We start from the raw sequence: 23,682 nt of genomic DNA on the forward strand, positions 1-23,682 counted from the left end.
ATGCGTAAAAACTCCGCTTTGCTATTTCTTTTCAGTCTGTTATCTGTGCCGGCTTGGGCACAGGACGACTTGTTGAACCAATTGCAGCAATTGGATAGCGCCAAAACGTTCCCTGTAACAGCCACTTTCAAATCGACACGTATCGTAAACGGTCATTCGATTGAAACCATGAAAAAAAATCATCTGGACTTTCGGATTTCGCACCGTTTCGGAACGCTCAACTCCGGTGCATATCAGTTTTTCGGGCTGGATCAGGCCACTATGCGTATGGGGCTGGAATATGGCATCACCGACAGGTTTATGATTGGTGTGGGCCGGAGTACTTCCCAGAAGGCCTACGATTTTATGGCGAAGTTTAAGCTTCTGCAACAGACTTCCGGGGCTCGCAGTATACCTGTATCCGTCAGCCTTTTTGGAAGCACAGCAATCTATACGGTCAATAAGGAACTGGAATTTCAGGATAAGGTTTCCTATGTTGCCCAGGCACTGGTGGCCCGCAAATTCGGAGAAAGATTTTCTTTACAACTCTCACCCACATGGTTGTACAGGAACCAGGTTTTGGTCGACGATGACGAAAAATTGCTGCTTGCGGTAGGTATTGGCGGCAGGTTTAAGCTCAGCAAAAGGGTGTCACTTAATGGAGAATATTTTTACACGGCCCGGGAGAAAAACACTGTTACGGCACCCTACCACGACTCCATGTCGTTCGGTGTGGATATTGAAACGGGCGGGCACGTGTTTCAGCTGCATTTTACCAATTCCCTGGGTATGATAGAAAGGCAGTTTATCGGGGAAACTGCGGGGAGCTGGGGTAAAGGAGATATCCATTACGGATTCAATATCTCGCGTACATTCAGTTTTGACAAGAAATCTCGGGTCGGTTCCAAATAATTCAGGTATGATGAAATCAATTTCAGTCCTTATCTCCTTGCTGCTGGTATGTTCTTGCGGAAAGAGCTTTGGCCAGGCTTCCAGTGTCCTTTTTGCTACTTCTTCGGGAGAAACCCGCTTTTCATCGGATACTCCTCTTGAGAATATCCTGGCCGTAAACAAAAAAACGCAGGTGATCCTGAATACAGTTAAAAATGAAATTGCTGTAAGAATGAACATCAGGGAATTTGTTTTTCCGAACAAACTGATGCAAGAGCATTTTAACGAAAATTATATGGATTCGGATAAATTTCCTGTCGCAACGTTTAGTGGTACGTTAGACAGCGCACCGGATTTTTCCAAAGACGGGCAATATGATATCTCGGCGACGGGCAATTTTACCTTAAGGGGAGTTACCAAGAAACGTACGCTGAAAGGACTGATGAAGGTGACGGGTGGTACCATTTCTATCGCCTCTGAATTTGAAGTAGCACTGGAAGATCACAAAATTGAAGTACCACAGGTTGTATTCGTGAAAATTGCACAGGTCATTAAGGTGAAAGCCAATTACACGCTTGTGCCCTATAAAAAATAGGTATCACAAGCCGGGACGGTTTGTTCCCGGCTTGTGAATATTATCTTCTCCTTCTCCGTTTTTTGGAAGTCGATCTCTTCTTTGAGGAATATTTTCTTTTGGTAACGGTTCTTTTAGCCGGCGCAACCGTTTCTTCGGGGGTATCCTCCTGGTTAATAGTGTCTTCTGAAATGCTCTCCAATGGCTCGCCGCCAGTATTATTCAAATAAGGCAAAGTGCCTGAAATAACATCTTCAATTTTGGTGGTATGGTCAACAGCCCGAAGACGGTAGGCATAACGATAGGCTTTTGCAGGTATCCGGTACTGGTCGTGCACCCTGGGCGACCAGCTATCGTCTCCTCCAAGCCCCATTTGAGCAAGGTCAATATTCACCGTCGTACTGTTTCCCCGTGTAAGTACTGCTCCTCTGGCCTTGGCCGCCTGGAGTTCTCTGGCACTGTAGTCATGCACATTGATATTAAAAACGGAATCACTTACCGCCAATATTCCCAGTCCGTCACTATTGGTTAATAAAGCCCATCTTACATCCGTCTTATTGCCATTTTCCTGAGGCGATATATATGAAAAGTGCTGATCTGCTACTGTGCCATTGTACATACCGACCCTGCCACTCGTTTTTCGGTCGGCGTAGGTTTCATGAGGGCCTCTGCCGTACCATTGTATTTTGTTAAACGTATGAGGCATTTGGAAACGGCTTCCTATTTTGGCAAGAAAGGGCCATTGCCCGGAAAAATTATAGCGGTTATCGACATGTATATCTCCGGTAGCATAAACAGTATATACAGCGCTCATTTGTACCTCACCTCCTGATATTTTGTATATATTGGTAAAGGTTACCCTTTGGGCATGGGTATTAATCCGGTCGGTTTTAAGGTCAGAGGAGATAAGTTCCAGGGTATCTAAGCCTGCTTTGCGCCATTGTGCGGCAAAACTGGCATTTTTGCCTCCCTCATCATTATCCGTGGAAACCCGCCAGAAATCCGGATAAACCGGGCCTTGCAGCATTTCTTCTTGTTTATTTTTAAAAGAGACGAGGCCACCTTGCTTTTTGTCGAACAATACTGAAAAAAGCTGACCGGTGATCTGGAGGCGGGTACTGCTGACGTGACTGATACGCAGACCGGTATTTTTTGATAAACTGATCGTGCTCTTCGCAGCTGAAGGAACCTGGACAACAAACTGCTGCCAGGCGGTTTCATGACCTTTAGGAGCCCAGTCCGCTGCAACTTTCTGAACAAAGCTGATATTAAGAAAGTATTCGACACCCGGTTTAGGTGAGGCGGGAAGCTGAAACGGGATACTGATCTGCTGTGTTTGCTGTGGAGCAAGGTTAAGTGGTGGCAGATTCCCTTTTCCAATAATCTTTCCGTTTTCGAGGAGTGTCCATACGACTTCATAATTCGCCAGCGTAATGAAGTCATAAGCATTCCGGATGGTGATCAGTTTCTGTCCGGCTTTCAGGGTGTCAGGAGAATCAAATTTGATATATTGATATACCTTTTTAACTTCACTGAGTTCTGGCTGAGGGGTTCGGTCCGGGTTCACTAGCCCGTCTCCGGCATTGGCACCGTCAATATAGTTGAAGTAATCCCAATAGGCTGACCCGTCCGTTTTTTTCAGACGAAGCCCCTGATCAACCCAGTCCCAGATGAAACCACCCTGCATGGTTGGATTTCTTTCAATCACATCCCAGTACTCCTTCAGATTGCCGATGCTGTTGCCCATTCCGTGGGCGTATTCACAGACGATCAAAGGCCTGGTGCGGTCCTTTTTTACAAGTTCAGCCATATCCTTTAGGGAGGGATACATGACCGAAATGATGTCAAAGCTGCTCAGAGAAGTAGGGGAATAGTCTTTTCTGCCTTCATAATGAATAGGGCGGGAGGGGTCTGCCAGATGAATGAAATCGGCCATGCTCACAAAATTCTGTCCCATTCCTGATTCATTGCCCAGAGACCAGATGACCACACACGGGTGGTTTTTATCTCTTTCGATCATAGCATTGGCCCTTGCCAGAAATGCGGATTTCCACCTAGGATTGTCGGCCAGAATGATGTTTTTATTCCAAAGTTCATGACTTTCGATATTAGCCTCGTCCATCACGTAAAGGCCATACTGATCACACAGGTCATACCACTCCGAAACATTGGGGTAGTGCGATGTCCTGACGGCGTTGATATTGTGCTGTTTCATCAGCTTAATATCCCTTATCATGGATTCCCTGCTGATTACCCTGCCTGTTTCGGGGTCAAATTCGTGCCGGTTAACACCTTTTAAAGTGATTGCCCTGCCGTTTACAAGAAGCTGGCCGCCTTTTATTTTTACATCCCGAAATCCGACACGCTGACTTGCAGCCTCCAGTACCTTTCCGTCGGAGTTCATCAGCTGGATGGTCAATGTATACAGGTAAGGATTTTCTGCACTCCATTTTTCGGGATTGGCAATTGGGATATCAAGCCTGACGGGAAACTCCTGAAGTGCGGAAATACTGCTGATCGTTTGGCTGACGGGAGGCAGTACCACTTGCTTGTTAGCGTCAGTAAGTGTGAAAACCAACTGATGTGCATACGCATTTTCGGTTCCGTAGTTTTTTACAAATGCTCTCAATTTGAGTGTAGCATTGAGGTAGCTGGCGTCAAAAAGCGTGCGTACGGAGAAATCGGTCAGGCTTACTTCGGGATGTATGATCAGGTTTACGTCCCTGAAGATCCCCGACAGCCGCCAGTAGTCCTGGTCTTCCAGGTAACTGCCATCCGACCAGTTGATGACCTCCACGGCCAGATGATTGATACCCGGTTTCACAACATCGGAAACGTTGAATTCAAAAGGGGTCATTCCATCTTCATGGTATCCTATGGCTTCACCGTTCAGCCAGACATAACAGGCGGACTGCACCCCTCCAAAATGTAAAAAGAAGGTTTTGTTTTTTAGATTTTCATCTACGCTAAAAGTAGTTCGGTACAGGCCGACGGCATTCGTATCCGCATCAATGCGTGGCGGGTTCGCCCTGAAAGGATGTTTTATATTGGTGAAAATGGGGCGGTCGTACTTACGTCCTTCTCTTGCACCAATTACCTGCCAATTGGAAGGTACCGGAATATGATCCCAGTTGTTGTCGGGCAGCGAAGGCTCAAAAAAGTTGGACGGGGCTTTGGATGGATGCTGCGCCCATTTAAACTTCCAGGACCCGTTCAGCGATTTTACAAAAGGTGTTTGCTTTTCAAAGGCCAGGGCACTTTTTTCGTCAGGATAGGGAATGAAATCGGTTCTCGGCTTTTCAGTATTGATACTGGTTACCTCCGGATCCTGCCATTCGGGGATTACCTGTCCGAGAGAGGGAAAGAAGCCGGTTAGTGTGCAAAGAACGATCAGCGAGATCCGCATCTGGTAAAAATCAATCATATTTTTTGGACTTCTTAAATGTTAGAGTGTGCTGAGGGTAATTTCTTGATTTTAACCCAAAATTAGATATAATGACAAAGAAACACCTATTAAATAAATTCATAAATTAAGATTTATTTAAGCAATGCATTTAACTTTCCACCCGGATAGTAAGATAATTCGATCTTCTCAAAAGCCGGATTAACCGGTAAAAAATAAAAAAGATGTTACTAGCTGTTGACGTAGGGAATACAGATACCGTTTTTGGACTCTATCAGTCCGGCGAATGGAGCAGTGTATGGAGAACCCGCTCACTTGTACAGGAGGGCGATTCCCATTACGAATCGCGGCTAAGGCTTTATTTTTTGGAAGCAGGGCTTTGGTTTGGAGATGTCTCCACGGTAGTTTTAAGCAGTGTGGTACCGGCTCTCACACCGGTCATCCAGCGGATGCTCCGGTCGCTTTTCGGGGATGAAATCATATTGGTAGGACCGGATATCTACCCTGGGCTCAACATCGCCATTGATCATCCGCATGAAATTGGTGCGGATCTGATCGCCAATTCGGTGGCGGTGATGTCCCGGTATGAGCAAAATTGTGTGATCGTTGATTTTGGTACCGCGCTCACGTTTACCACCGTTTCGAAGAACCGTGAAATTCTGGGCGTAGCAATACTTCCCGGATTGGTCACCGCGGTAAAGGCGCTTTTTGCAAATACGGCTCAGCTTCCGGAAGTGCCTCTTCAGCTTCCGGCATCGGCCATTGGGAAGAACACCACAGAGGCTATCCAGGCAGGTATCCTGTTAGGTTATGAAGGGCTTGTGAAATCACTGATCCAGAGAATAAGAACCGAGCTGGGAGGCGACTGCATTGCCGTGGCTACGGGCGGCTTATCTTCTATCATAGATACCCTGCGGGACGAGTTTGTGGAGATCGACCGGAAATTGACCCTGGACGGACTCCGGATTATTGGAGAGAGTATTCAGGAGAACAGGAGTTAGCGGACCAACTTGACAGTTATCCGCCCATATTTCGGAAATTTCCATTCTTAATCAATTCCAGGCCAGCCACAGGCTGATTGTAGAGATATGCCCAGCAGTGCAATATTTCATTATTGGACAAGGTAACAGGTACAACACGCCGAAGGTAAAGACTTGCTTTTTCGTCTTCTGAAACATCTTCATAGTCATCAAGCTCCATAAATAAATCAGTTGGGTTATGCGGTTTATAAACCTCACCGTATACTTTTTCGGATGCCTGTGGCTCATACACCGCACCCGGGTACCAGCTGACCCTGTAAAGCTTCCCAGGAATCCTCCCAAGCCCCTGAAAGTAAGATGACTCCTGTAATCGTGCAGAGAAAGGATTGTCAAATCCCTTCATCAACGTACCGTATGTAAACAGAAAAGAAGACTCGGATACTGTCATGCCGGATAGGTTTAATTATATCTGTCAATAATAATAATTTATAGAATTTTTCTGTTTTGCAATATAATGCTGTGCTGATATATATCATTAAAAGTGGTATTTTTCTTATATTTACGAATAGAGCTTCATCTTTTTTCTTTAATGATTATGTACGAAAAGAATCTGGGAACCAAACAAAAGGCATTGCGGGTCAATCTTGATCGCGGAATATACGGATCGTTTGCGGAAATCGGAGCTGGGCAGGAAACAGCCGCATTCTTTTTTAAGGCAGGAGGTGCTTCGGGGACGATCGCAAAAACGATGTCTGCCTATGATATGACTTTCAGTGATGCAATATATGGAACGGAGGAAGGCGGCAGGTATGTGGTAGAATCCCGGCTGATGAAAATGCTGAACCGGGAATATAATCTGGTGGAAAAGCGTTTATCCGAAAAAAGGGGGAATGATAGTCTTTTCTTTGCATTTGCCAATACCGTAGTAGCCCTTAACTTTCAGAAAACCAATGAGTCACATGGGTGGATTGGCCTTCAGTTTCAATTGTCTCCGCTGGGCCCAACCAATTACGTTGTCATACACGTACGAATGCGGGACAACGAAAACCTTCTGCAGCAACAGGCTTTGGGGATCATCGGTGTCAATCTCATCTATGGCTGTTACTTTTACCACAAGTCGCCGGAAACACTGCTGTTGTCTTTAATGGATGACCTGACGCCCGAGCGGATAGAGATAGATATGGTTCGTTTCAGCGGGCCTGATTTTTCTGATGTGGATAACCGTTTAATGAGCCTCAGACTGGTCAAGAACGGGTTTACCGATGCCGCTCTTTTTGGTGCAGACGGTGGGGTGTTACAGCCATCAGAGGCGTTGTATAAAAAACATATCCTGATGATGCGCGGAAGGCTGCGGCCCATTACCAATGTACACATTGACCTGATCAGCAATGGGCAGAAACAGTTTCTGGCAGAGCCGGATGTGGACGAATCAAAGGTGGTGCTGGTATCGGAACTAACACTACATAATCTGAAAGGCGGTGCCCGAGATATTGACGAAAAGGATTTTCTGGATCGTGTGGATATTCTCTGTTCGCTGGGGCACATGGTGATGATCTCAAATCACCACGAGTACTACCGCCTTGTAGCTTACCTGTCGAGGCTCACCAAGTTGAAAGCCGGGCTGCTACTGGGAAGCCCGAGCCTGCAGGATATCTTTGATGAAAAACATTATGAATTCCTTCCCGGCGGTATCCTCGAATCTTTTGCAACGCTTTTCAGCCGAAAGGTGAAGTTATTCATTTATCCTACTTTGCAACCAGACGGTTCCGTATACAGCTGTGCAAATTTCGAGATTCCCGAGCATCTGCGTCCTTTGTTTCAATACCTGATCATCAATAACAAAATTGAGGACATTATTAACTACAACAAGGAGCACATGCACATTACAACCGATAGTGTGCTGGATAAGATCAAACGCGGGGAGCCCGGCTGGGAAAAGCTGGTTCCAGAGAACGTTGCAGCGATTATCAAGGAAAAATCTTTATTCGGGCTGCCCAGTACGGAAATCGTTTCGGCAGAGTGATCAAATGATTATAGAAATCCTGACAAGGTGAAATAATCAGTCAGGATTTCTGCTTTTCTGGAAATTGGTATCCTAAAAATCAGCTATTTTCATTAAATAATCCTGATGATTGGCCGGTTTTAAAGTAATACAAGAGGTTTTTTGGCTTTTGGAATAAATTAATTGCCAATGGCCACTATCCTTAACCCACCCTCAACTTTTTCAGGCCGGCTTCGTTATCTCGGTCCGGGTTTTATTCTTTCTGCAGCAATTGTAGGTTCCGGCGAGCTCATTGCCACCACTGCGCTGGGAGCAAAAGCAGGTTTTGTCCTGTTCTGGATCATTCTGCTGAGCTGCCTGGTTAAAGTTGCCCTCCAGCTGGAATTTGGCAAAAACGCGATCTACTCCGGTACCTTCATGATGCATAATTTTAACCAGCTTCCTGGCCTGAAACTGGGGAAAGCTCACTGGAGCATCTGGCTCTGGTTATCTCTTCAGGGCCTGAAATTACTACAGGTGGGTGGTATTGTAGGAGGCGTTGCTATTGTGCTGCATATGTCATGGCCGGGTATTTCTGTGAATATCTGGGCTATCATCTCGGTTCTGATCACGTCCTTTCTGGTTTACAGAGGGCACTACGGGCCCGTGGAAAAGGGGGCGCTGGTGATGATCATCCTGTTCACTGCTGTGATTCTGATATCCTTGTTACTGTTACAGGGAACCCAATATGCCATTCATTGGGTGCAGATAGAGGAAGGGCTTCAGTTTTCACTCCCTGCCGGTATGGTGGCGATGGCTTTCGGGGCGTTCGGTATTACAGGTGTGGGAGGGGACGAAATCATGTATTATAATTACTGGTGCATAGAAAAGGGCTATGCTGCATACACCGGCCCTAATGACGGAAGTCCCGAATGGGTTGCTCGTGCAAAGGGTTGGTTTAAGGTTATGTATCTGGACGCCGTGCTGTCGATGGTGGTGTATACCATTGTGACGGCTGCGTTTTATTTACTCGGTGCGGCAGTGCTGCATACCCGCGGCACGGTTCCCGAAGGTTATCAGATGATAGAAGTGCTGTCGGGGATTTTTACTGAAACGTTGGGCTCCTGGGCTAAAAACTTGTTTTTAGCAGGGGCATTTTTCGTTTTATATTCTACATTATTCACTGCCACTGCCAGTTGGTCAAGGGTATGGGGCGATGCTTTCGGGCAGTTGGGATGGATGAAGTATGAAACAGAGGAAGAGCAGCGGAAAGGTATTGGTCTGCTTTCCTGGATTTTACCGGTAGTTTGGTGCATCCTCTTTCTGTTTTTACAGGCACCGGTCATGATGGTGATACTGGGTGGGATTGCCACTTCTGTTTTATTACTCCTCGTGGTTTATGTCTCTTGCATTTTCAGATATCGAAGTCTTCCCAAATCATTGGAACCGTCGGCTGTTTACGACCTGTTTTTCTGGATAAGCGTGATTTCCATTCTTACCGTGAGCGCATACGGTATCTGGCAGATTTTGTAATAGTATCTTGAAAACCAAAGGAAATTGTCCGCACCAGCCTAAAGCAGCAGTTTACTGAAACTCAACTGGCTTAAAACTTTCCGGCATTGATATTACTGAATATTTTTCTGCTTTGACGGTAGTACAAAAACCAAAAATGGTTGTACTATTCACTAAGGGAAACCGATCCCCAAAAGCGTCTGTCAGGGTATATATCTGTTAACCGATCATTCCTAAATTCTGTCTATATGAGCGAAGAAAACCAGATTTCAAGAAGAGACTTTATTAAAAATTCCACCGGTGCCGCCGCCGCACTCTCTATTCCGTATATTATCCCGACGAGTGCTTTTGGTTCCAATGACCGTGTACGGGTTGCCGTGTTGGGTGTAAATGGTCGCGGACAAAGCCATATCAGCGGTTTTAATAACCTGAGTAACGTAGAAGTTGCATGCCTGTGTGACCCGGACAATAATATTGTACAGAAACGTGCGAAAGAATTTAAGGAGACTACTGGAAAAACAGTTAAAACAGAAAATGACCTAAGGAAGGTTTTTGAAGATAAATCGATCGACGCGGTAAGTATTGCTACCCCAAACCACTGGCACGCGCTTGCCACGATTTGGGCATGCCAGGCAGGAAAGGATGTGTATGTGGAAAAACCGGGATCTCACAATCTGCATGAGGGCCGGAAAATGGTAGAAGCTGCCAAAAAATATAAGCGGGTAGTACAGCACGGTGTGCAGCTGCGCAGCTCGGAAGCTCTGAAAGAAGCGGTTAAACATTTGCGTGACGGATTGATCGGGAATGTTTATATGGCACGCGGGCTGGTATATAAATGGAGACCGGATATCGGAGATAAGGGAACTTCACCTGTACCCGAAGGGCTAAATTATGACTTGTGGACGGGCCCGGCTGAAATGAAGCCGTTTTCAAAAAACTATGTCCATTATGATTGGCACTGGCATTGGAATTATGGTAACGGAGATATCGGCAACCAGGGTATTCACGAAACAGATATGTGCATGTGGGGCCTTGGTGTGGAAAGCTTCCCGGAAAAGATTACCTCGTCCGGCGGTAAATTTCTCTGGAACGATGCCAAGGAAACGCCGGAAGTGCTGAGTTCCTCATTCATTTATCCTAAGGAAAAGAAAATTATAGAATTCGAGGTACGTCCCTGGATGACCAACTCAGAAGATGGTGTCGGAATTGGAAACATTTTTTACGGGTCGGAAGGGTATATGGTGGTAAAAGGATATGATTTCTATGAGACTTTTCTTGGAAAGGAAAAGAAACCTGGACCAACCCGCAAAGCCGGAGGAGATCACTACAAAAATTTCATAGACGCTGTGGTGGCCCGCGATCCGAAGCTGCTGAACGGGCCGGTTGAAACAGCGCATTTATCGTCAGGTCTGGCGCATCTTGGAAACATTGCCTACCGCACCGGACGGGCACTCACCTTTGATCCGAAAAAGGAAAAATTTGTAGGCGATGAGGAGGCTAACAAATATCTGACACGTAATTACCGGTCTCCTTACAAACTGCCGGAGATCGTTTAATATGTTAATTTGATGTGTGTAATGGTGATTTAGCCCGTGCTGTTAGTGCGGGCTATTTTTGTGTTATGTGGTTTGGAAATCTTTTCCTTTCTCTGTGGCTCGCGCATTATGAAAGGGGTATTTTTTTCGATTTTTCCGGAACATAAGTGACGGTAGCGGTACTGCGTAGTCAAAAGCGCAATACACACAAAACCACTCTCTTATGTCAAACAACAACACGTTATGGTGGGCCGCTTTAGTGGCCTGGATGGCCGGGGCGACCTGGTGGCACGTATGCAAGGTCAAATTGCTTTGTGATGCTCCCATGGTATCTGCCAACCCCGCACCAACCGAAACTTTTGAAGTTGTCCCGCTTCACATTAAAGACGGGACCAGCCTGGACCTTCATTCGCCCGGGAACTTTGGCTTTGCCAAGTCAGGTTTCGAAGCCAATGTTTCGGCTGTAAAAGTGCAAATTGATTCTTTATCGGCCTACCTTAAGGCCAATCCGAACAAAAAAGTAACCATCACAGGATACTATTCCTCCGAAGAAACCAACGCTACCTCATGGCTCAACCTGGGTATTGCCCGTGCAGAAGGAATTAAGCGTTATTTTGTGGCCAACGGATTGCCGGCAGATGCGTTTACCACCGTAAGTGAGTTGCAGGATGGCATACAGTTTAGCATGGATTCCTTAAAAGGAGGCATCGGTTTTGCAATTGCTGACCTGGCAGGGGTGACTGAGAAAACACTAGCCGAAGGGCAGAAATATGAAAGTATATTCAAGCCATTGGATATCTATTTTAGTACAGGAAGTTCGGAATACATCAGGACTTCTGACAATGCGAAATTTATACAGGAAGCAAAACAGTTCCTTGCGGAGCACAGGGATAAAAAGCTTCTTTTGACCGGACATACCGACAACGTGGGCAATGAGGCCGCTAACGCTTTGCTGTCCGGCAAGAGAGCTGATTATGTGAAGCGCCAGCTTATTGCTGCTGGTTTGCCGGAGAGTCAGCTTTCGACAGACGCAAAAGGTCAAAATGCACCGAGGGAGTCCAACGATACAAAAGAAGGACGCGCCGCCAACAGGCGTGTGACGATCGTGGTGCAATAAGTACGTATCCCTTGTTTTAACTCATTAAATCCATACAAATATGTTTCAATTAAATCCGCATGATTTGCCCCAGGCATGGTGGCAACATCTGCTCATGTTACTCGTAGCTGGTATCATTGGATATATTATCGCTTTCCGAAACGGGAGCAGCCTTATTGCTGACCTGGAAGAGAGATTATACGGTTTGACGCACGATCTTGAGATGTGCAGGAAAGGGCTTGTTACAGTGGATGTACCGCTGGCAAAGACGGGTAGGGTAACGGACGACTTTAAAATTATTGAAGGAATAGGGCCGCAAATAGAAAAGCTTTTGCATCGGGCAGGTATCCTCTCGTATCATGAATTAGGCAATGTTTCGCCGGATTTGCTGAAGGAAATTCTGCTTAGGGGAGGGGAACGGTTTTATGCGCATGATCCTGCAACATGGCCACGGCAGGCCATACTTGCTGGGGCAGGCAAATGGGAAGAACTGAAAAAGTGGCAGGAGGTCCTGGATGGTGGCAGGGAGTAGCGTCTGCCGGAAATCATCCTGCTTTCGATAATGACCAGTTTTTAAATAATCGTTTGATCCTAAATACGCACTATAATGATATTACTTGAAATAACACCGTTAAGCAAACCAGTTGCGATCTCTGAAATGCTCATACTTCTGGCCGCGGCCGCTTTCATCGGATGGCTCATTGGCAAATGGGTTACCAACGGAAGGGTAAATATTCTGAGGAGCTCTCTGGCAGACAAGAAGGATGAACTGTCCGATTGCCGTGAAAAAGCCGGCAGGCTTTCATTTACAGATAAACAATCCATTTCTGCCAGGGATACCCTGGTGGCGGATAACCTTAAAGTGATAGAGGGAATTGGACCAAAAATAGAACAGCTTCTTCACAGAAACGGTATCCTCACACTGGGACAATTGGCGGAAACAAGTGCCTCCCGGATGAGTGAGATACTGCGTGCCAACCCACGCTTTCAGATGCATGACCCCACTACCTGGCCACAACAGGCCGCTTTGGCAAGAGATGGTAAATGGGATGAACTAGGCGAACTGCAGGACAGACTGGATGGCGGACGGCTGGTATAAGCGGGTTCACAGTAACAAACAAAAGGAGCTGGTGATGTCCTCATCCCAGCTCCTTTTACTTGTTTTTCTATGGTATTTGACAAAGAATTAAAGTGTGGAAAAATCAAAAGTTTCCAGATACTTGGTCGTGAAATTTCCTGATTTGAAGCCAGGATCGTCCATGAGTTTAATATGGAACGGAATGGTTGTTTTAATGCCCTCAATTACAAATTCCTGCAAGGCTCTTTTCATCCGTGTAAGTACTTCCTCGCGAGACTGGCCGCTTACAATCAGCTTGGCGATCATCGAATCGTAATTGGGAGGGATTGTGTAGCCGCTGTATACGTGGCTGTCAATCCGGATACCGTGGCCTCCGGGGAAATGCAAGTTGGTGATTTTACCAGGTGAAGGCCTGAATCCATTTGCTGGATCCTCCGCATTGATCCGGCACTCCATTGCAAAAAGCTTAGGCGTATAGTTGACTCCCGAGATAGGTTCACCAGCTGCTACCTTGATCTGCTCCTTGATAAGATCAAAATCTGTAACTTCTTCTGTTATAGGGTGCTCTACCTGAATACGGGTATTCATTTCCATAAAGTAGAAATCTCCGTGCTTATCCACAAGGAATTCAATGGTACCAGCACCTTCATAACCGATCGCCTGAGCACCTTTGATGGCGGCAGCACCCATTCTTTCCCGTAATTCGGGAGTAATGATGGGTGAAGGTGTTTCCTCTACCAGCTTTTGATGCCTCCGTTGAATGGAGCAGTCACGTTCTGAAAGATGACATACCCTACCATATTGATCTCCGATAATCTGAATTTCGATATGACGGGGATCTTCCACGAATTTTTCAAGGTACAGCCCGTCGTTCCCAAAAGCGGCGGCAGATTCTGTACGGGCATCGTTCCATGCTTTTTCAAATTCTTCCGGTTTGTTAATGATCCGCATGCCGCGGCCTCCGCCACCGGCAGTTGCCTTCACAATAACCGGGTATCCGATGCCCTTTGCAAGGCGTTTGCCTTCCTCGACGGATTCAAGCAAGCCTTCCGAACCCGGAACAACCGGTACGCCGGCTTTAATCATGGTTGCTTTGGCGGTTGCTTTGTCGCCCATGCCATTAATCTGTTCAGCGGTTGCACCGATAAATTTGATTCCGTAGTCAGCACATATCTGAGAAAATTCAGCGTTTTCAGATAGGAAGCCGTATCCGGGATGTATGGCGTCTGCTCCGGTTACCTCGGCAGCAGAAATAATATTTTGGATACTTAAATAAGATTGCCTGCTGGTTGGGGGGCCAATACATACGGCCTCGTCCGCAAAACGAACATGGAGACTTTCCCGGTCGGCAGTAGAATAAACTGCTACCGTTTTGATGCCCATTTCCCGGCAGGTTCTGATGACACGAAGTGCTATTTCACCCCGATTGGCAATGAGTATTTTTTTGAACATGAAAAATCAATTAATTAAAAGCCGGAAAACTGCTCGGGTCAGACAGGCTCAACAAGAAACAATGGCTGATCAAATTCAACCGGAGTAGCATTTTCTACCAGTATTTTGACGATTTTTCCTGAGTACTCGGATTCGAATTCGTTGAAAAGCTTCATGGCCTCAATCACGCAGAGTACCTTGCCCGGTTTAATTTCATCACCAATACTCACAAAATTTGGAGTTTCAGGACTGGAAGCCCGGTAAAATGTTCCGATCATCGGGGATTTGATGGTGATCAGGTTAGACGCAGACGTTTCTGCCGGAGCTGGTTTTTCAGCCACTACGGGCTGGGGGCTCACCACGGTAGCAACCGGGGGAGCTATCGGAGCAGGTGCTGAGGTTACTACTGGCGCTGATCCGTATCTTTTAACTTTTATTTTAAGATCTGCAGTTTCGATATTCACTTCATCAAGGCCCGACTGGGCAATGAAGTCAATCAATTTTTGAATTTCTTTGGTTTCCATTTATTCAGTTTTAAGCAGTGAGGGATGAGGAACTGTTAAATGCCTATCCATAAGCAGCTAACAGGGTTCATTTACCTTTCACAGAAAATAAAATTATGATTTAACCCTTTCTACATAATCGTAGGTGCGGGTATCTACTTTAATTTTTTGTCCTTCTTCGATAAATAAAGGAACCATAATTCTTGCACCGGTCTCTACTTCAATCGCTTTTTTGGGAGAGTTTGCCGTATCCCCCTTCAATCCTGGCTCCGAATAGGTAACTTCCAGCTCAACAAAAGGAGGCAGTTCACACAAAAGAGCTACATCGTTTTCCGTGTTGATCAGGATTTCAACTTCCTGACCTTCTTTCATAAGATCGGCACTGGTAACCAGCTTCTCGTCTATTAAAACCTGGTCAAAAGTTTCCGAATTCATAAAGTTGTAACCCACTTCATCCTTATACAGGTACTGGAATTTATGACGTTCCACACGAACCGGGAATATTGTAGCACCTGACGAAAACGTATTATCCAGCACTTTTCCGGAAGTCAGGCTTTTAATTTTAGTCCGGACAAAGGCATTTCCTTTGCCAGGTTTTACATGCTGGAATTCGATTACCTGGAACAGATCATGGTTGAAATCAATCACTAATCCGTTACGTAAATCTGCAGTAGTTGCCATCTTAATTCAATAATAATTCAAAATTGATTTGGTCTTAAAAATGCTCAGGGAAGTAGGAAGATGTACACTTCCATTCCTGCATTTTAATGCTATATTATGCTCAGTATGCCCATTTAAGATACAAAGCACCCCAGGTAAAACCGCCTCCAAAAGCGGCTAATATCAAATTATCCCCTTTTTTTAGCTGAGATTCATAATCCCACAAACACAATGGGATGGTGGCGGAGGTGGTATTACCGTAATTCTGAATATTCATCATTACCTTGTCCATCCCAACGCCCATTCGGTTGGCCGTGGCTTCTATGATTCTGCGGTTGGCTTGATGCGGGACCAGCCAGGCAACGCTGTTACCTGTAAGGCCGTTTTTTTCCATGATTTCGGCGGATATGTCAGCCATATTGGTCACAGCAAATTTGAATACCTGCGATCCGTCCTGGAAAACATAATGCCAGCCCTTGTCAATCGTTTCATGTGTGGGCGGGTAGCGACTTCCTCCTCCTTTTTGGTTCAGATAAGGATAACCTGCTCCGTCTGACCGTATGATGGAGTCAATGATTCCGTTTCCTTCGGTGTTTGGCTCCAGTAAAACAGCTCCGGCACCGTCGCCGAACAATACGCATGTTTTACGGTCAGTATAGTCTACGATAGCAGACATTTTGTCGGCTCCGACAACGATAATTTTTTTATACTTGCCGGTCTCAATAAATTGGGAGCCCAGTGTGAGTGCATATACAAATCCCGAGCAGGCCGCCTGGATATCAAAACTTCCAACGTTTTTGATACCAACCATATCGCAGATGAGATTGGCGGTGCAGGGGAAAATAAAGTCCGGGGTGGTGGTGGCGCAGATCAGCAGATCAATTTCAGAAGGTGAAGTATTGGTTTTGGCCAGCAAGCCTTTAACCGCTTCGGCGCCCATGTGAGAGCTGCCTAATCCTTCTCCTTTCAGTATGTGTCTTTCCTTTATTCCGGTGCGGCTTACGATCCATTCATCGTTTGTAGCGACCATCTTTTCCAGCTCGGCATTGGTAAGGATGTAGTCGGGCACATACCCTTGTATTCCTGTAATAGAGGCTCTGATTTGGGTCATGATTTAATTGTAGCAATCAAAATCCGGATGGATTTGGGTAAGGACAAGATCGGTTATATTCATTATCAGTCAGTTTTAATAAATAACCATTAGTTCAATGCCTGGGCAATGTGCAAATAAGCTTTGGATTTAACCTGCTTATAAGCCCATCCAATCATATTCCTGATAGCGAGCGGGGAAGAAATACCGTGAGCGATCATGACGTTGCCATTTACGCCAATGATGGGGCTGCCACCGATGGATTCGTAATTGGTCTTGTCGATGAATTCGTCGTTGATTTCTCTTTTACGGGCTATCTCGTAAAGTGATTCTCCGAGCTTGAAAAGAATATTACCCGTAAAGCCATCTGTAACAATTACATCTGCTTTGTTGGTAAAAAGATCCTTACCCTCGATATTACCTATAAAATTGATTCGTTTGTTTTGTTTGAGCAGCGGATACGTTGCCTGTGACGTAAGAGAGCCTTTTTGCTCTTCTTCTCCGATGTTCATCAGTGCAACCCTTGGCTTTTCGAGTTGGAAGGTATACTGGGCAAAAAGAGAGCCCATCTCGCCAAATTGTGCCAATACCTCAGGCTTACAGTCTGCATTGGCGCCAATGTCCAGCATAACGGCGTGGCCGCCTCCAACCTGGGGAACCAGGCCGGCAATCGCTGGCCTGAGAATGCCTTCAATGGCCTTAATACTAAAAAGTGCTCCTACATGCATGGCTCCCGTGTTGCCTGCACTGCAGAATATATCAATCTCCTTTTCTTTAAGGAGTTTAAATCCGACAGCAATACTGGAATTAGGCTTTTGAGAGAGGGCTTTTGTGGGATGTTCTCCCATTTCTATCACATCCTCTGCATGAACGATGTCAATATTGGTAGGGACAAAGTTATGCTGCCTAAAGATATCCAAAATTGTATTCTCCCTTCCGATTAAGACGATTCTTGCCTCCGAAGGTAGCTCTGAAGAGGCTTGTATCACCCCTTCAACAATTGCCTGTGGAGCCAAATCTCCCCCCATAGCATCTACCGCAATTTTCATTTACACGCAGTTTTGTACTGATAAGTTTAGAAATCGAAGGTGTAAATTTAGCAGATGTGCCTTAGTAAAAAAGAATTTCGCAACAACTTTTACCGGGCTGCTGCGAAATACATATTCTCATCTTCTGAATCTAGACCGTTTTGGTATAGTTTTCAACTACTACTTTGCCTTTGTACACCAGATTGCCTTCGTGTACGTGTGCGCGGTGAAGCTGGTGTATTTCGCCAGTGGACGAATCAACTCCCAATTGCTTTCCTGTAAGAAAGTCATGCGCTCTGCGCGAATCGCGACGGGTAGAAGAATGTCTCCGCTTAGGATGTGCCATGATACTTTATGTTCTGATTGTTAATTATCTGTTTATCTATATCGAATTACCTTATTCCACTTCTGTTATTCCCCTTTTAGCTTTTTAAGAGCCTCCCAGCGGGGATCAATCTGTTCCTTTTTTTCTTCACCTTCCGTTTCCTCCTGCTCTCCTGACGAATAGACCAGGACCGCCTCAACGTCGTCGTCCGGGAATTCTTCTTCATCTTCCTCGGTCCGAAGATCCGGATGGATTTTTTTTATGGGCAGCGATAATGCAATAAAATCAAAGATATACCGCGCTACATTAATTCGGTTGGTATTTCGGTTGATGATCTCAATTTCGTCTGTCAGTTCTTCATCCCGGTCACCAAATTTGAGGATGATCCGTTCATTGGAAGAAAAAGCTTCGTCAAACGGCTCAAGGCTTCGGTCACAAACCAGGCGCAACGTTCCTTCTGTCTTAAAATTCAGCTGAAGCATTGTGGCCGATTTGTTTAAAACAACATGGGTTTTGAAATGGCCATGTTCTATAATATCCTGGTCCAACTCTTCAAAGAACGCATCTCCGGACTCCATATCATAGTCATACTGTTTGTCTTCCAAACCGTAAATGTCTATGTTATATTTACTTAGCTCTTTCACTTTTAATGCCAAAAGGACTGCAAAGGTAGTATCTTTTTCATACGAATAAAAACTATATGAGAATTTTCTTCTTCATACAGCTGGGAGTCATTCGTGCCGGATGTGAGGCAGTTATATTTTCCGGGCCGGATTTCCAAAAAATGTGGCTCCTGCCGGAACATTTTCAACCACTACGGAACCGGCACCGATCCGGGCATTTTTTCCTATTTCAATACCGGCAACGATAATGGCTCCGGCTCCGATGAAGGCTCCGTCATTAATTTTAACCCTGTCGTTAATAATGGCCCCGGAACCAATTGTCACAAAATCTCCCAGAGATGCCGACGTGTCTATAACGCCTGCAGTTAAAACAAGGCAATGATGCCCGATGGTGGATAACGGCCCTATGATTACCTTGGCACCGATCAGATTCCCGTGCCCTATTCCCGCAGATTCTGCGATGACGGCGGTATCATGAATGGCATTCACCGGCATTACTTTATATGTTTCATTCAGGTTTTCCACAATTCTTTCCCGCACCGACCGCTCACCGATGGCCAGGAAGGCTTCGCATTTTGATCCGATGATATTCAGGTAGGAAGGGTCATCGGTGGTTCCCAGTACGCTTACTTCGCCAAATTCCTTCCCCTGCAGATCTTCCCTGTCGTCCAGAAGGCCATATACCAAAACATTATTTCGTTTAAAAATATCAAGAGCCTTCATGCCTAGGTCACCTGCCCCGATGATCAATACTGGATTTTCCATAAAATTGTTTAAAGTCCGGCTTCCAAAGTACCGGTTAATGAATGATATGCTTCAACAGCAAATATTAAAGAAAAGTTACCCTGAAAACGAAAGGACTACTATATGGCGACAAATTCTGGCCACTATACTGGTCGATCTGATTGTTGTAATTTAAATTATAAAGTATGGTAAGATGGGCATATTTGATAAACCTGCCGCCTATGGGTTGCGAGTAGGCAGCGCCAATCAGCGGAGAACCCAGCCACTGGCGTTTCTGATAGGAACCGATCACATTCATGCCTTCAAATTCACCGATCACGTTCACCATGGGAAATAGCTGGTACATCATAAATGCACGTCCTCCGTAATAGAAATCGTTGATATCGTAATAGCGGCTCCGAAAATACATACCCGTTACGCCCACACCCGCCACCAGTTTTTCAGTTAATTCGTATCCGGCCATCGGGGATAAATTGACATTGGTAACGGTTCCGAAACTGAGGCCAAAACTTCCTCCCAGGCGTACGCGGTCGATAAACGGACGGTCCTGGAAGTCGGCCAGCCTTTTTTTACGTTCGATCGAATCCTTTTTCATGACCACGGGCTCATCCTGTGGCGCAGGTACAACACGGTTTTTTTCTTTCCTCAGCGAGTCGGGCCTGTAATACTCGTCATTTTGTGCAAAAACAGAATAAAGGCTAGTAGTCGTTAAAAGGAATATCAGGAGGGGAATGATTTTATTTTTCATCTAAAAGTCGTTTATTTGATTATAGTGTTACCTGTAACGCTGAAATATGGTGTTTTGGTTTATCGCCGGGCTCGACAATACGCTTCATTCCACAGTTTCATACCTATGCATTACAAAATTGCTGTCACCAAGCCGGAATCACATTTTCTCAATATCACATGGACCATTCCGGGGATTGATCAGGATGTCATAGAGATTCAGCTTCCGGCATGGCGGCCCGGGCGTTATGAGATTCAAAACTTTGCCAAAAATATTCAATTTATTGAAGCATCTTCCAAAGAAGGTAAGAAACTGATCATTGAAAAGATAACAAAGGACAGGTGGCGGATTGATACTCAGGGAGAAACAGTGGTACAGGTTACTTACAATTATTTTGCTGCGATACAAAACGCGGGAAGCAGTTATGTTGATGAGGAATTGTGGTACCTGAATTTTATCAACTTCTGCATGTATCCCGAGGGGAGAATCGACGATCCCTTCACCATTGACCTTGAATTGCCAGGGCCGTGGCACATAGCCTGCGGTTTGTCAAAGCAAGGCAACAGGTTATCTGCCCAAAATTTTTATCAGTTGGTAGACAGTCCCCTGCTGGCTTCTGCCACCATTCAGCATAACGCGTATGAGGTGAGAGGGGTGAAGTTTCATATATGGATGCACGGTAACCTGAAGCCAAACTGGAAGCGTATTGAGCGCGACTTCCGCCGGTTTTCCAGAGAGCAGATTGCTACTATGGGAGAGTTTCCGGAAGACGAGTACCATTTTTTGAATCTTATTTTGCCCACGGCTTTTTATCACGGGGTGGAACATCATAATTCTACAATGGTGGTACTAGGGCCTGATGATGAGGGAGAGGGGTTGTATACTGATTTGCTGGGAGTAAGCTCGCATGAGTTATTTCATGCCTGGAACATCATCAGAATCCGGCCGGAAGAGCTTTTGCCGTATGATTTTACGAAGGAAAATTATTTTCAGACTTGTTTTGTGGCGGAAGGCTGCACGACTTACTACGGAGATCTTTTTCTAAAAAGAGCGGGTGTTTTTGATGAAAAGGCCTATATCAAGGAACTCCAGGTTTACATGAAGCGGCATTTCGAAAACAGTGCCGAGGCCTCGCAATCTCTTATTGAGTCATCTTTTGACCTTTGGCTCGATGGTTATGAAAGAGGTATTCCCAACAGGAAGGTATCCGTTTATCATAAAGGAGCATTAGCTGCGTTGATTCTGGACTTATATCTGCGTAGAAAAAGCAACCACCGGCAGTCTCTGGATAAGGTAATGCAGCTTTTATGGGAACGCTTCGGGAAGCCGTTTGTAGGCTATAGTCTGCAGGATTATATGAATATTGTGGAGGAAGTAGCCGGAGAACCTGTTGGCTGGTACTGGGATGAATGTATAATGGGGAATGAGCCGCTTGAAAACCGGCTGAACGAGGTACTGTCATTTGTCGGGCTGCAGATGACCATTTTTAGTAATGGCAATGTGCAACTCAATGTCCATGAGGATTTTAAAGCACAGCTTCAGAGGAGTATCTGGTTGTCGACCACGCAGCAGTTAACGCCGTCCGAGGAAGAAGAATAAGTGAATTAGGGTTTGAAAATATTTTCCAGAGCGTTGGTGAGCTGCGGAAATTCGTATATAAAGTTGGTTTCAGTTTCAATCCGGTAATTTTCCACATAATTGCTTCCTAAAACGACACCTGCCATTTCTCCGAAAATCAGTCTGAGAGCAAAAGCGGGCACAGGAGGGAGCCACTGAGGTTTTTGAAGTATGCGGGAAATAGCAATAGTAACCTGCCTGTTGGTTGTGGGTGGAGCCGAAACGGCATTGTAAGCCCCTTCCCAGGAGTCATTTTCCATGGCCTCTATATACATCCGGCAAAGATCATCTATATGTATCCATGACATCCATTGCGTGCCGGGTCCTAAGGGCGCCCCCAGGCCAAAGCGTATGGGCAAGGTGATTTTTGGAAGTGCGCCACCCTTTTTACTAAGGACCACACCGGTTCTGAGCTTTACGGTCCTTACCCCGAGTTCCCTGACCTGGTCAGCTGCGTTTTCCCATAGTACCGATACCTCCGCCAGAAAGTCGTTTCCCGGAGGGCAGTCCTCGGTATGTTTTCTGTCGCCGGTATCGCCACCATAGAAGGCGCTGCCCGAGGCGGAGATAAATGCTCGTGGGAAAATTTGTTTTTCTCTGAGTTTTGAGGTAATCAGGTTAATGGGCTCAGTCCGGCTGGATATGATGACTTTTTTTCTTTCTTCTGTCCAACGCTCGTCTGCTATACCCGCACCTGCCAGATGTATCAGGTACGCCATTCCTTCCAGCGCCCCGTCTTCAATATATCCTTTTGCGGTATCGTACTGATACACCGGAACAGAAGATTTTTTCTGTTTTTTCCTGCTCAGATGGGCTACGGAGTATCCTCTCTCCAGCAATAGTTCTGTGAGGCGGGAACCAATGAGTCCCGTTCCTCCTGTAATGAGTACCTTATTAACCATAAAATTCACTGAGTGGGGAGGTAATTGCCATAATTTATTCCAGAACTGAATAATTCAAAAAGTGTTCCAGTATAAATGAAGCTAGGGCAGGGGAATCAGGCCATCTTTGAGGGGATCTTGTTCAATGGCCTGGGTAACTCTTTCAACAATGCGTTCAACAGACTCGTCGGGAGAGAAATGCATTGGTGCTTTGAAGTGGACGGTAATTTTGGTGTTGCGTTTTTTGAAACGTAAGCCTTTTTTATCAAATGCTCGTCGGAAACCATTGATCACCACCGGAATGACAATAGGATTATGTTCTTTGATCAGGAAGCCGGTGCCTTTCCGTACCGGGGCAAATGGCTTGGTAGTACCTTGCGGAAAGCTCACAACCCACCCATGACGGAGTCCCATGCCTATTTTGTCCTGAGCGGCATTATCCAACTGGCGCTTCACATTCTCTCCATTGGCACGCCACGATCTGTCGATGGTGATGGCCCCACCCATACTGAACAGTCGTGGAATGATTCCGCCCTCTTTCATTGTTTCCGAAGCCGCCACATAATAACATCTTGCCCGGGGAGAAAAAAGGTAAAAAGGAGGTGAAATGGTATCTTTGTATCCCCACTTGGTGGCGCAGAAGATATGGTAAAAGGCAATGACGTCAGCAAAGTAAGTCTGGTGGTTAGACAGGAAAATAACACCATGATCCGGCAGGTCTACCAACTGGTCGCTGCCTTTGATACTGATCTTGTTTACGGCTGTATATCGGTAATAGGTGAACCAGCCAATGATAAATATAAAGAAGCGTTTGATCGTCAGGTAATTGCCAAAAGGGTCCCGTTCAAAAATGCCCAAAAAATCGAGTCTTGCCAACCAGGGTGGCAGCAGGCTGTATGTTGTTTTTTTTGAAGTCATTATTTAACAAATAACCCGGTTTGCGTTATAAAAGCAACTACTGCATTTTTCGTTACCTTTTGGATATTTCAGCGTAATTTATAAATTAATGTAAAGGCAAAGCAAA

23 protein-coding genes are annotated in these 23,682 nt (G+C 45.6%); 10 read left to right on the top strand and 13 right to left on the bottom strand.

Features of this window, described 5'->3' with window-relative positions:
- Together KOE27_RS25270 and KOE27_RS25275 are read left to right on the top strand one after the other, a co-directional pair.
- A complete protein-coding gene (locus KOE27_RS25270) occupies positions 1–891 on the top strand; it encodes a DUF5777 family beta-barrel protein (RefSeq protein WP_215241470.1) in 891 nt (296 codons plus the stop codon).
- Between the two features lie 7 nt (positions 892–898).
- Complete coding sequence (locus KOE27_RS25275; protein WP_229252953.1) at positions 899–1,465, top strand: YceI family protein; 567 nt, start codon at positions 899–901, stop codon at positions 1,463–1,465.
- A gap of 40 nt (positions 1,466–1,505) precedes the next feature.
- On the opposite strand, the gene KOE27_RS25280 is transcribed toward KOE27_RS25275, so the two are convergent.
- Complete coding sequence (locus KOE27_RS25280; RefSeq protein ID WP_215241471.1) at positions 1,506–4,868, bottom strand: glycoside hydrolase family 2 TIM barrel-domain containing protein; 3,363 nt, start codon at positions 4,866–4,868, stop codon at positions 1,506–1,508.
- 203 nt (positions 4,869–5,071) lie between these two features.
- Here KOE27_RS25280 and KOE27_RS25285 point away from each other — a divergent pair, with 203 nt between their 5' ends.
- Positions 5,072–5,848 (top strand): type III pantothenate kinase, encoded by a 777-nt coding sequence (locus KOE27_RS25285; protein WP_215241472.1) that lies wholly within the window; start codon positions 5,072–5,074, stop codon positions 5,846–5,848.
- Between the two features lie 16 nt (positions 5,849–5,864).
- On the opposite strand, the gene KOE27_RS25290 is transcribed toward KOE27_RS25285, so the two are convergent.
- Positions 5,865–6,275, bottom strand: a complete 411-nt coding sequence (locus KOE27_RS25290; protein ID WP_215241473.1) for a gamma-glutamylcyclotransferase family protein — start codon at positions 6,273–6,275, stop codon at positions 5,865–5,867.
- Between the two features lie 147 nt (positions 6,276–6,422).
- On the opposite strand from KOE27_RS25290, the gene KOE27_RS25295 reads away from it, so the two are divergent.
- The 6 genes from KOE27_RS25295 (at position 6,423) to KOE27_RS25320 (ending at position 13,050) form a co-directional block, all read left to right on the top strand.
- The gene (locus KOE27_RS25295) at positions 6,423–7,850 is read left to right on the top strand and encodes a TonB-dependent receptor (protein ID WP_215241474.1); all 1,428 of its coding nucleotides are present in this window, start codon (positions 6,423–6,425) and stop codon (positions 7,848–7,850) included.
- A gap of 168 nt (positions 7,851–8,018) precedes the next feature.
- Positions 8,019–9,341 carry an Nramp family divalent metal transporter gene (locus tag KOE27_RS25300; protein WP_215241475.1) on the top strand — a complete coding sequence of 441 codons (1,323 nt, stop codon included), beginning with the start codon at positions 8,019–8,021 and terminating at the stop codon, positions 9,339–9,341.
- A gap of 227 nt (positions 9,342–9,568) precedes the next feature.
- Positions 9,569–10,876 carry a Gfo/Idh/MocA family protein gene (locus tag KOE27_RS25305; protein WP_215241476.1) on the top strand — a complete coding sequence of 436 codons (1,308 nt, stop codon included), beginning with the start codon at positions 9,569–9,571 and terminating at the stop codon, positions 10,874–10,876.
- 202 nt (positions 10,877–11,078) lie between these two features.
- Positions 11,079–11,972 carry an OmpA family protein gene (locus tag KOE27_RS25310; protein WP_215241477.1) on the top strand — a complete coding sequence of 298 codons (894 nt, stop codon included), beginning with the start codon at positions 11,079–11,081 and terminating at the stop codon, positions 11,970–11,972.
- Positions 11,973–12,012: 40 nt separating this feature from the next.
- Positions 12,013–12,483 (top strand): hypothetical protein, encoded by a 471-nt coding sequence (locus KOE27_RS25315; RefSeq protein ID WP_215241478.1) that lies wholly within the window; start codon positions 12,013–12,015, stop codon positions 12,481–12,483.
- A 75-nt stretch (positions 12,484–12,558) separates the two neighbouring features.
- Positions 12,559–13,050, top strand: a complete 492-nt coding sequence (locus KOE27_RS25320; RefSeq protein WP_215241479.1) for a hypothetical protein — start codon at positions 12,559–12,561, stop codon at positions 13,048–13,050.
- Positions 13,051–13,137: 87 nt separating this feature from the next.
- Here the strand turns inward: KOE27_RS25320 and accC are convergent, their stop codons facing one another.
- The 9 genes from accC to KOE27_RS25365 all read right to left on the bottom strand — a co-directional run bounded on the left by accC (position 13,138) and on the right by KOE27_RS25365 (position 20,181).
- Positions 13,138–14,481 carry an acetyl-CoA carboxylase biotin carboxylase subunit gene (accC, locus tag KOE27_RS25325; protein WP_215241480.1) on the bottom strand — a complete coding sequence of 448 codons (1,344 nt, stop codon included), beginning with the start codon at positions 14,479–14,481 and terminating at the stop codon, positions 13,138–13,140.
- A 38-nt stretch (positions 14,482–14,519) separates the two neighbouring features.
- Complete coding sequence (gene accB, locus KOE27_RS25330; protein WP_215241481.1) at positions 14,520–14,984, bottom strand: acetyl-CoA carboxylase biotin carboxyl carrier protein; 465 nt, start codon at positions 14,982–14,984, stop codon at positions 14,520–14,522.
- 93 nt (positions 14,985–15,077) lie between these two features.
- Complete coding sequence (efp, locus tag KOE27_RS25335) at positions 15,078–15,644, bottom strand: elongation factor P (RefSeq protein WP_215241482.1); 567 nt, start codon at positions 15,642–15,644, stop codon at positions 15,078–15,080.
- Between the two features lie 100 nt (positions 15,645–15,744).
- The gene (locus KOE27_RS25340; RefSeq protein ID WP_215241483.1) at positions 15,745–16,734 is read right to left on the bottom strand and encodes a beta-ketoacyl-ACP synthase III; all 990 of its coding nucleotides are present in this window, start codon (positions 16,732–16,734) and stop codon (positions 15,745–15,747) included.
- 89 nt (positions 16,735–16,823) lie between these two features.
- The gene (plsX, locus tag KOE27_RS25345; protein WP_215241484.1) at positions 16,824–17,762 is read right to left on the bottom strand and encodes a phosphate acyltransferase PlsX; all 939 of its coding nucleotides are present in this window, start codon (positions 17,760–17,762) and stop codon (positions 16,824–16,826) included.
- Between the two features lie 130 nt (positions 17,763–17,892).
- Positions 17,893–18,087, bottom strand: a complete 195-nt coding sequence (rpmF, locus tag KOE27_RS25350) for a 50S ribosomal protein L32 (RefSeq protein WP_215241485.1) — start codon at positions 18,085–18,087, stop codon at positions 17,893–17,895.
- A gap of 65 nt (positions 18,088–18,152) precedes the next feature.
- Positions 18,153–18,710: a YceD family protein gene (locus tag KOE27_RS25355; RefSeq protein WP_229252954.1), complete on the bottom strand. Its 558-nt coding sequence runs from the start codon at positions 18,708–18,710 to the stop codon at positions 18,153–18,155.
- A 111-nt stretch (positions 18,711–18,821) separates the two neighbouring features.
- A complete protein-coding gene (locus tag KOE27_RS25360) occupies positions 18,822–19,454 on the bottom strand; it encodes a NeuD/PglB/VioB family sugar acetyltransferase (RefSeq protein ID WP_215241486.1) in 633 nt (210 codons plus the stop codon).
- A 64-nt stretch (positions 19,455–19,518) separates the two neighbouring features.
- Positions 19,519–20,181 (bottom strand): hypothetical protein, encoded by a 663-nt coding sequence (locus tag KOE27_RS25365; RefSeq protein WP_215241487.1) that lies wholly within the window; start codon positions 20,179–20,181, stop codon positions 19,519–19,521.
- 105 nt (positions 20,182–20,286) lie between these two features.
- Between KOE27_RS25365 and KOE27_RS25370 the strand changes: the two genes are divergently transcribed.
- Positions 20,287–21,759: a M61 family metallopeptidase gene (locus tag KOE27_RS25370; protein ID WP_215241488.1), complete on the top strand. Its 1,473-nt coding sequence runs from the start codon at positions 20,287–20,289 to the stop codon at positions 21,757–21,759.
- A gap of 5 nt (positions 21,760–21,764) precedes the next feature.
- On the opposite strand, the gene KOE27_RS25375 is transcribed toward KOE27_RS25370, so the two are convergent.
- Entirely contained in the window at positions 21,765–22,679 is a 915-nt protein-coding gene (locus KOE27_RS25375) for a TIGR01777 family oxidoreductase (protein ID WP_215241489.1), read from the bottom strand.
- 81 nt (positions 22,680–22,760) lie between these two features.
- Positions 22,761–23,576: a lysophospholipid acyltransferase family protein gene (locus tag KOE27_RS25380; RefSeq protein WP_215241490.1), complete on the bottom strand. Its 816-nt coding sequence runs from the start codon at positions 23,574–23,576 to the stop codon at positions 22,761–22,763.
- Between the last annotated feature and the right edge of the window lie 106 nt (positions 23,577–23,682).

Source organism: Dyadobacter sp. CECT 9275, assembly GCF_907164905.1.
Lineage (GTDB): Bacteria > Bacteroidota > Bacteroidia > Cytophagales > Spirosomataceae > Dyadobacter > Dyadobacter helix.

Excerpts from the sequence above, each read along its gene's own strand:
- KOE27_RS25270 (WP_215241470.1), top strand. The coding sequence starts at position 1 with ATGCGTAAAAACTCCGCTTTGCTATTTCTTTTCAGTCTGTTATCTGTG.
- KOE27_RS25275 (WP_229252953.1), top strand. The coding sequence starts at position 899 with ATGATGAAATCAATTTCAGTCCTTATCTCCTTGCTGCTGGTATGTTCT.
- KOE27_RS25280 (WP_215241471.1), bottom strand. The coding sequence starts at position 4,868 with ATGATTGATTTTTACCAGATGCGGATCTCGCTGATCGTTCTTTGCACA.
- KOE27_RS25285 (WP_215241472.1), top strand. The coding sequence starts at position 5,072 with ATGTTACTAGCTGTTGACGTAGGGAATACAGATACCGTTTTTGGACTC.
- KOE27_RS25290 (WP_215241473.1), bottom strand. The coding sequence starts at position 6,275 with ATGACAGTATCCGAGTCTTCTTTTCTGTTTACATACGGTACGTTGATG.
- KOE27_RS25295 (WP_215241474.1), top strand. The coding sequence starts at position 6,423 with ATGTACGAAAAGAATCTGGGAACCAAACAAAAGGCATTGCGGGTCAAT.
- KOE27_RS25300 (WP_215241475.1), top strand. The coding sequence starts at position 8,019 with ATGGCCACTATCCTTAACCCACCCTCAACTTTTTCAGGCCGGCTTCGT.
- KOE27_RS25305 (WP_215241476.1), top strand. The coding sequence starts at position 9,569 with ATGAGCGAAGAAAACCAGATTTCAAGAAGAGACTTTATTAAAAATTCC.
- KOE27_RS25310 (WP_215241477.1), top strand. The coding sequence starts at position 11,079 with ATGTCAAACAACAACACGTTATGGTGGGCCGCTTTAGTGGCCTGGATG.
- KOE27_RS25315 (WP_215241478.1), top strand. The coding sequence starts at position 12,013 with ATGTTTCAATTAAATCCGCATGATTTGCCCCAGGCATGGTGGCAACAT.
- KOE27_RS25320 (WP_215241479.1), top strand. The coding sequence starts at position 12,559 with ATGATATTACTTGAAATAACACCGTTAAGCAAACCAGTTGCGATCTCT.
- accC (WP_215241480.1), bottom strand. The coding sequence starts at position 14,481 with ATGTTCAAAAAAATACTCATTGCCAATCGGGGTGAAATAGCACTTCGT.
- accB (WP_215241481.1), bottom strand. The coding sequence starts at position 14,984 with ATGGAAACCAAAGAAATTCAAAAATTGATTGACTTCATTGCCCAGTCG.
- efp (WP_215241482.1), bottom strand. The coding sequence starts at position 15,644 with ATGGCAACTACTGCAGATTTACGTAACGGATTAGTGATTGATTTCAAC.
- KOE27_RS25340 (WP_215241483.1), bottom strand. The coding sequence starts at position 16,734 with ATGACCCAAATCAGAGCCTCTATTACAGGAATACAAGGGTATGTGCCC.
- plsX (WP_215241484.1), bottom strand. The coding sequence starts at position 17,762 with ATGAAAATTGCGGTAGATGCTATGGGGGGAGATTTGGCTCCACAGGCA.
- rpmF (WP_215241485.1), bottom strand. The coding sequence starts at position 18,087 with ATGGCACATCCTAAGCGGAGACATTCTTCTACCCGTCGCGATTCGCGC.
- KOE27_RS25360 (WP_215241486.1), bottom strand. The coding sequence starts at position 19,454 with ATGGAAAATCCAGTATTGATCATCGGGGCAGGTGACCTAGGCATGAAG.
- KOE27_RS25365 (WP_215241487.1), bottom strand. The coding sequence starts at position 20,181 with ATGAAAAATAAAATCATTCCCCTCCTGATATTCCTTTTAACGACTACT.
- KOE27_RS25370 (WP_215241488.1), top strand. The coding sequence starts at position 20,287 with ATGCATTACAAAATTGCTGTCACCAAGCCGGAATCACATTTTCTCAAT.
- KOE27_RS25375 (WP_215241489.1), bottom strand. The coding sequence starts at position 22,679 with ATGGTTAATAAGGTACTCATTACAGGAGGAACGGGACTCATTGGTTCC.
- KOE27_RS25380 (WP_215241490.1), bottom strand. The coding sequence starts at position 23,576 with ATGACTTCAAAAAAAACAACATACAGCCTGCTGCCACCCTGGTTGGCA.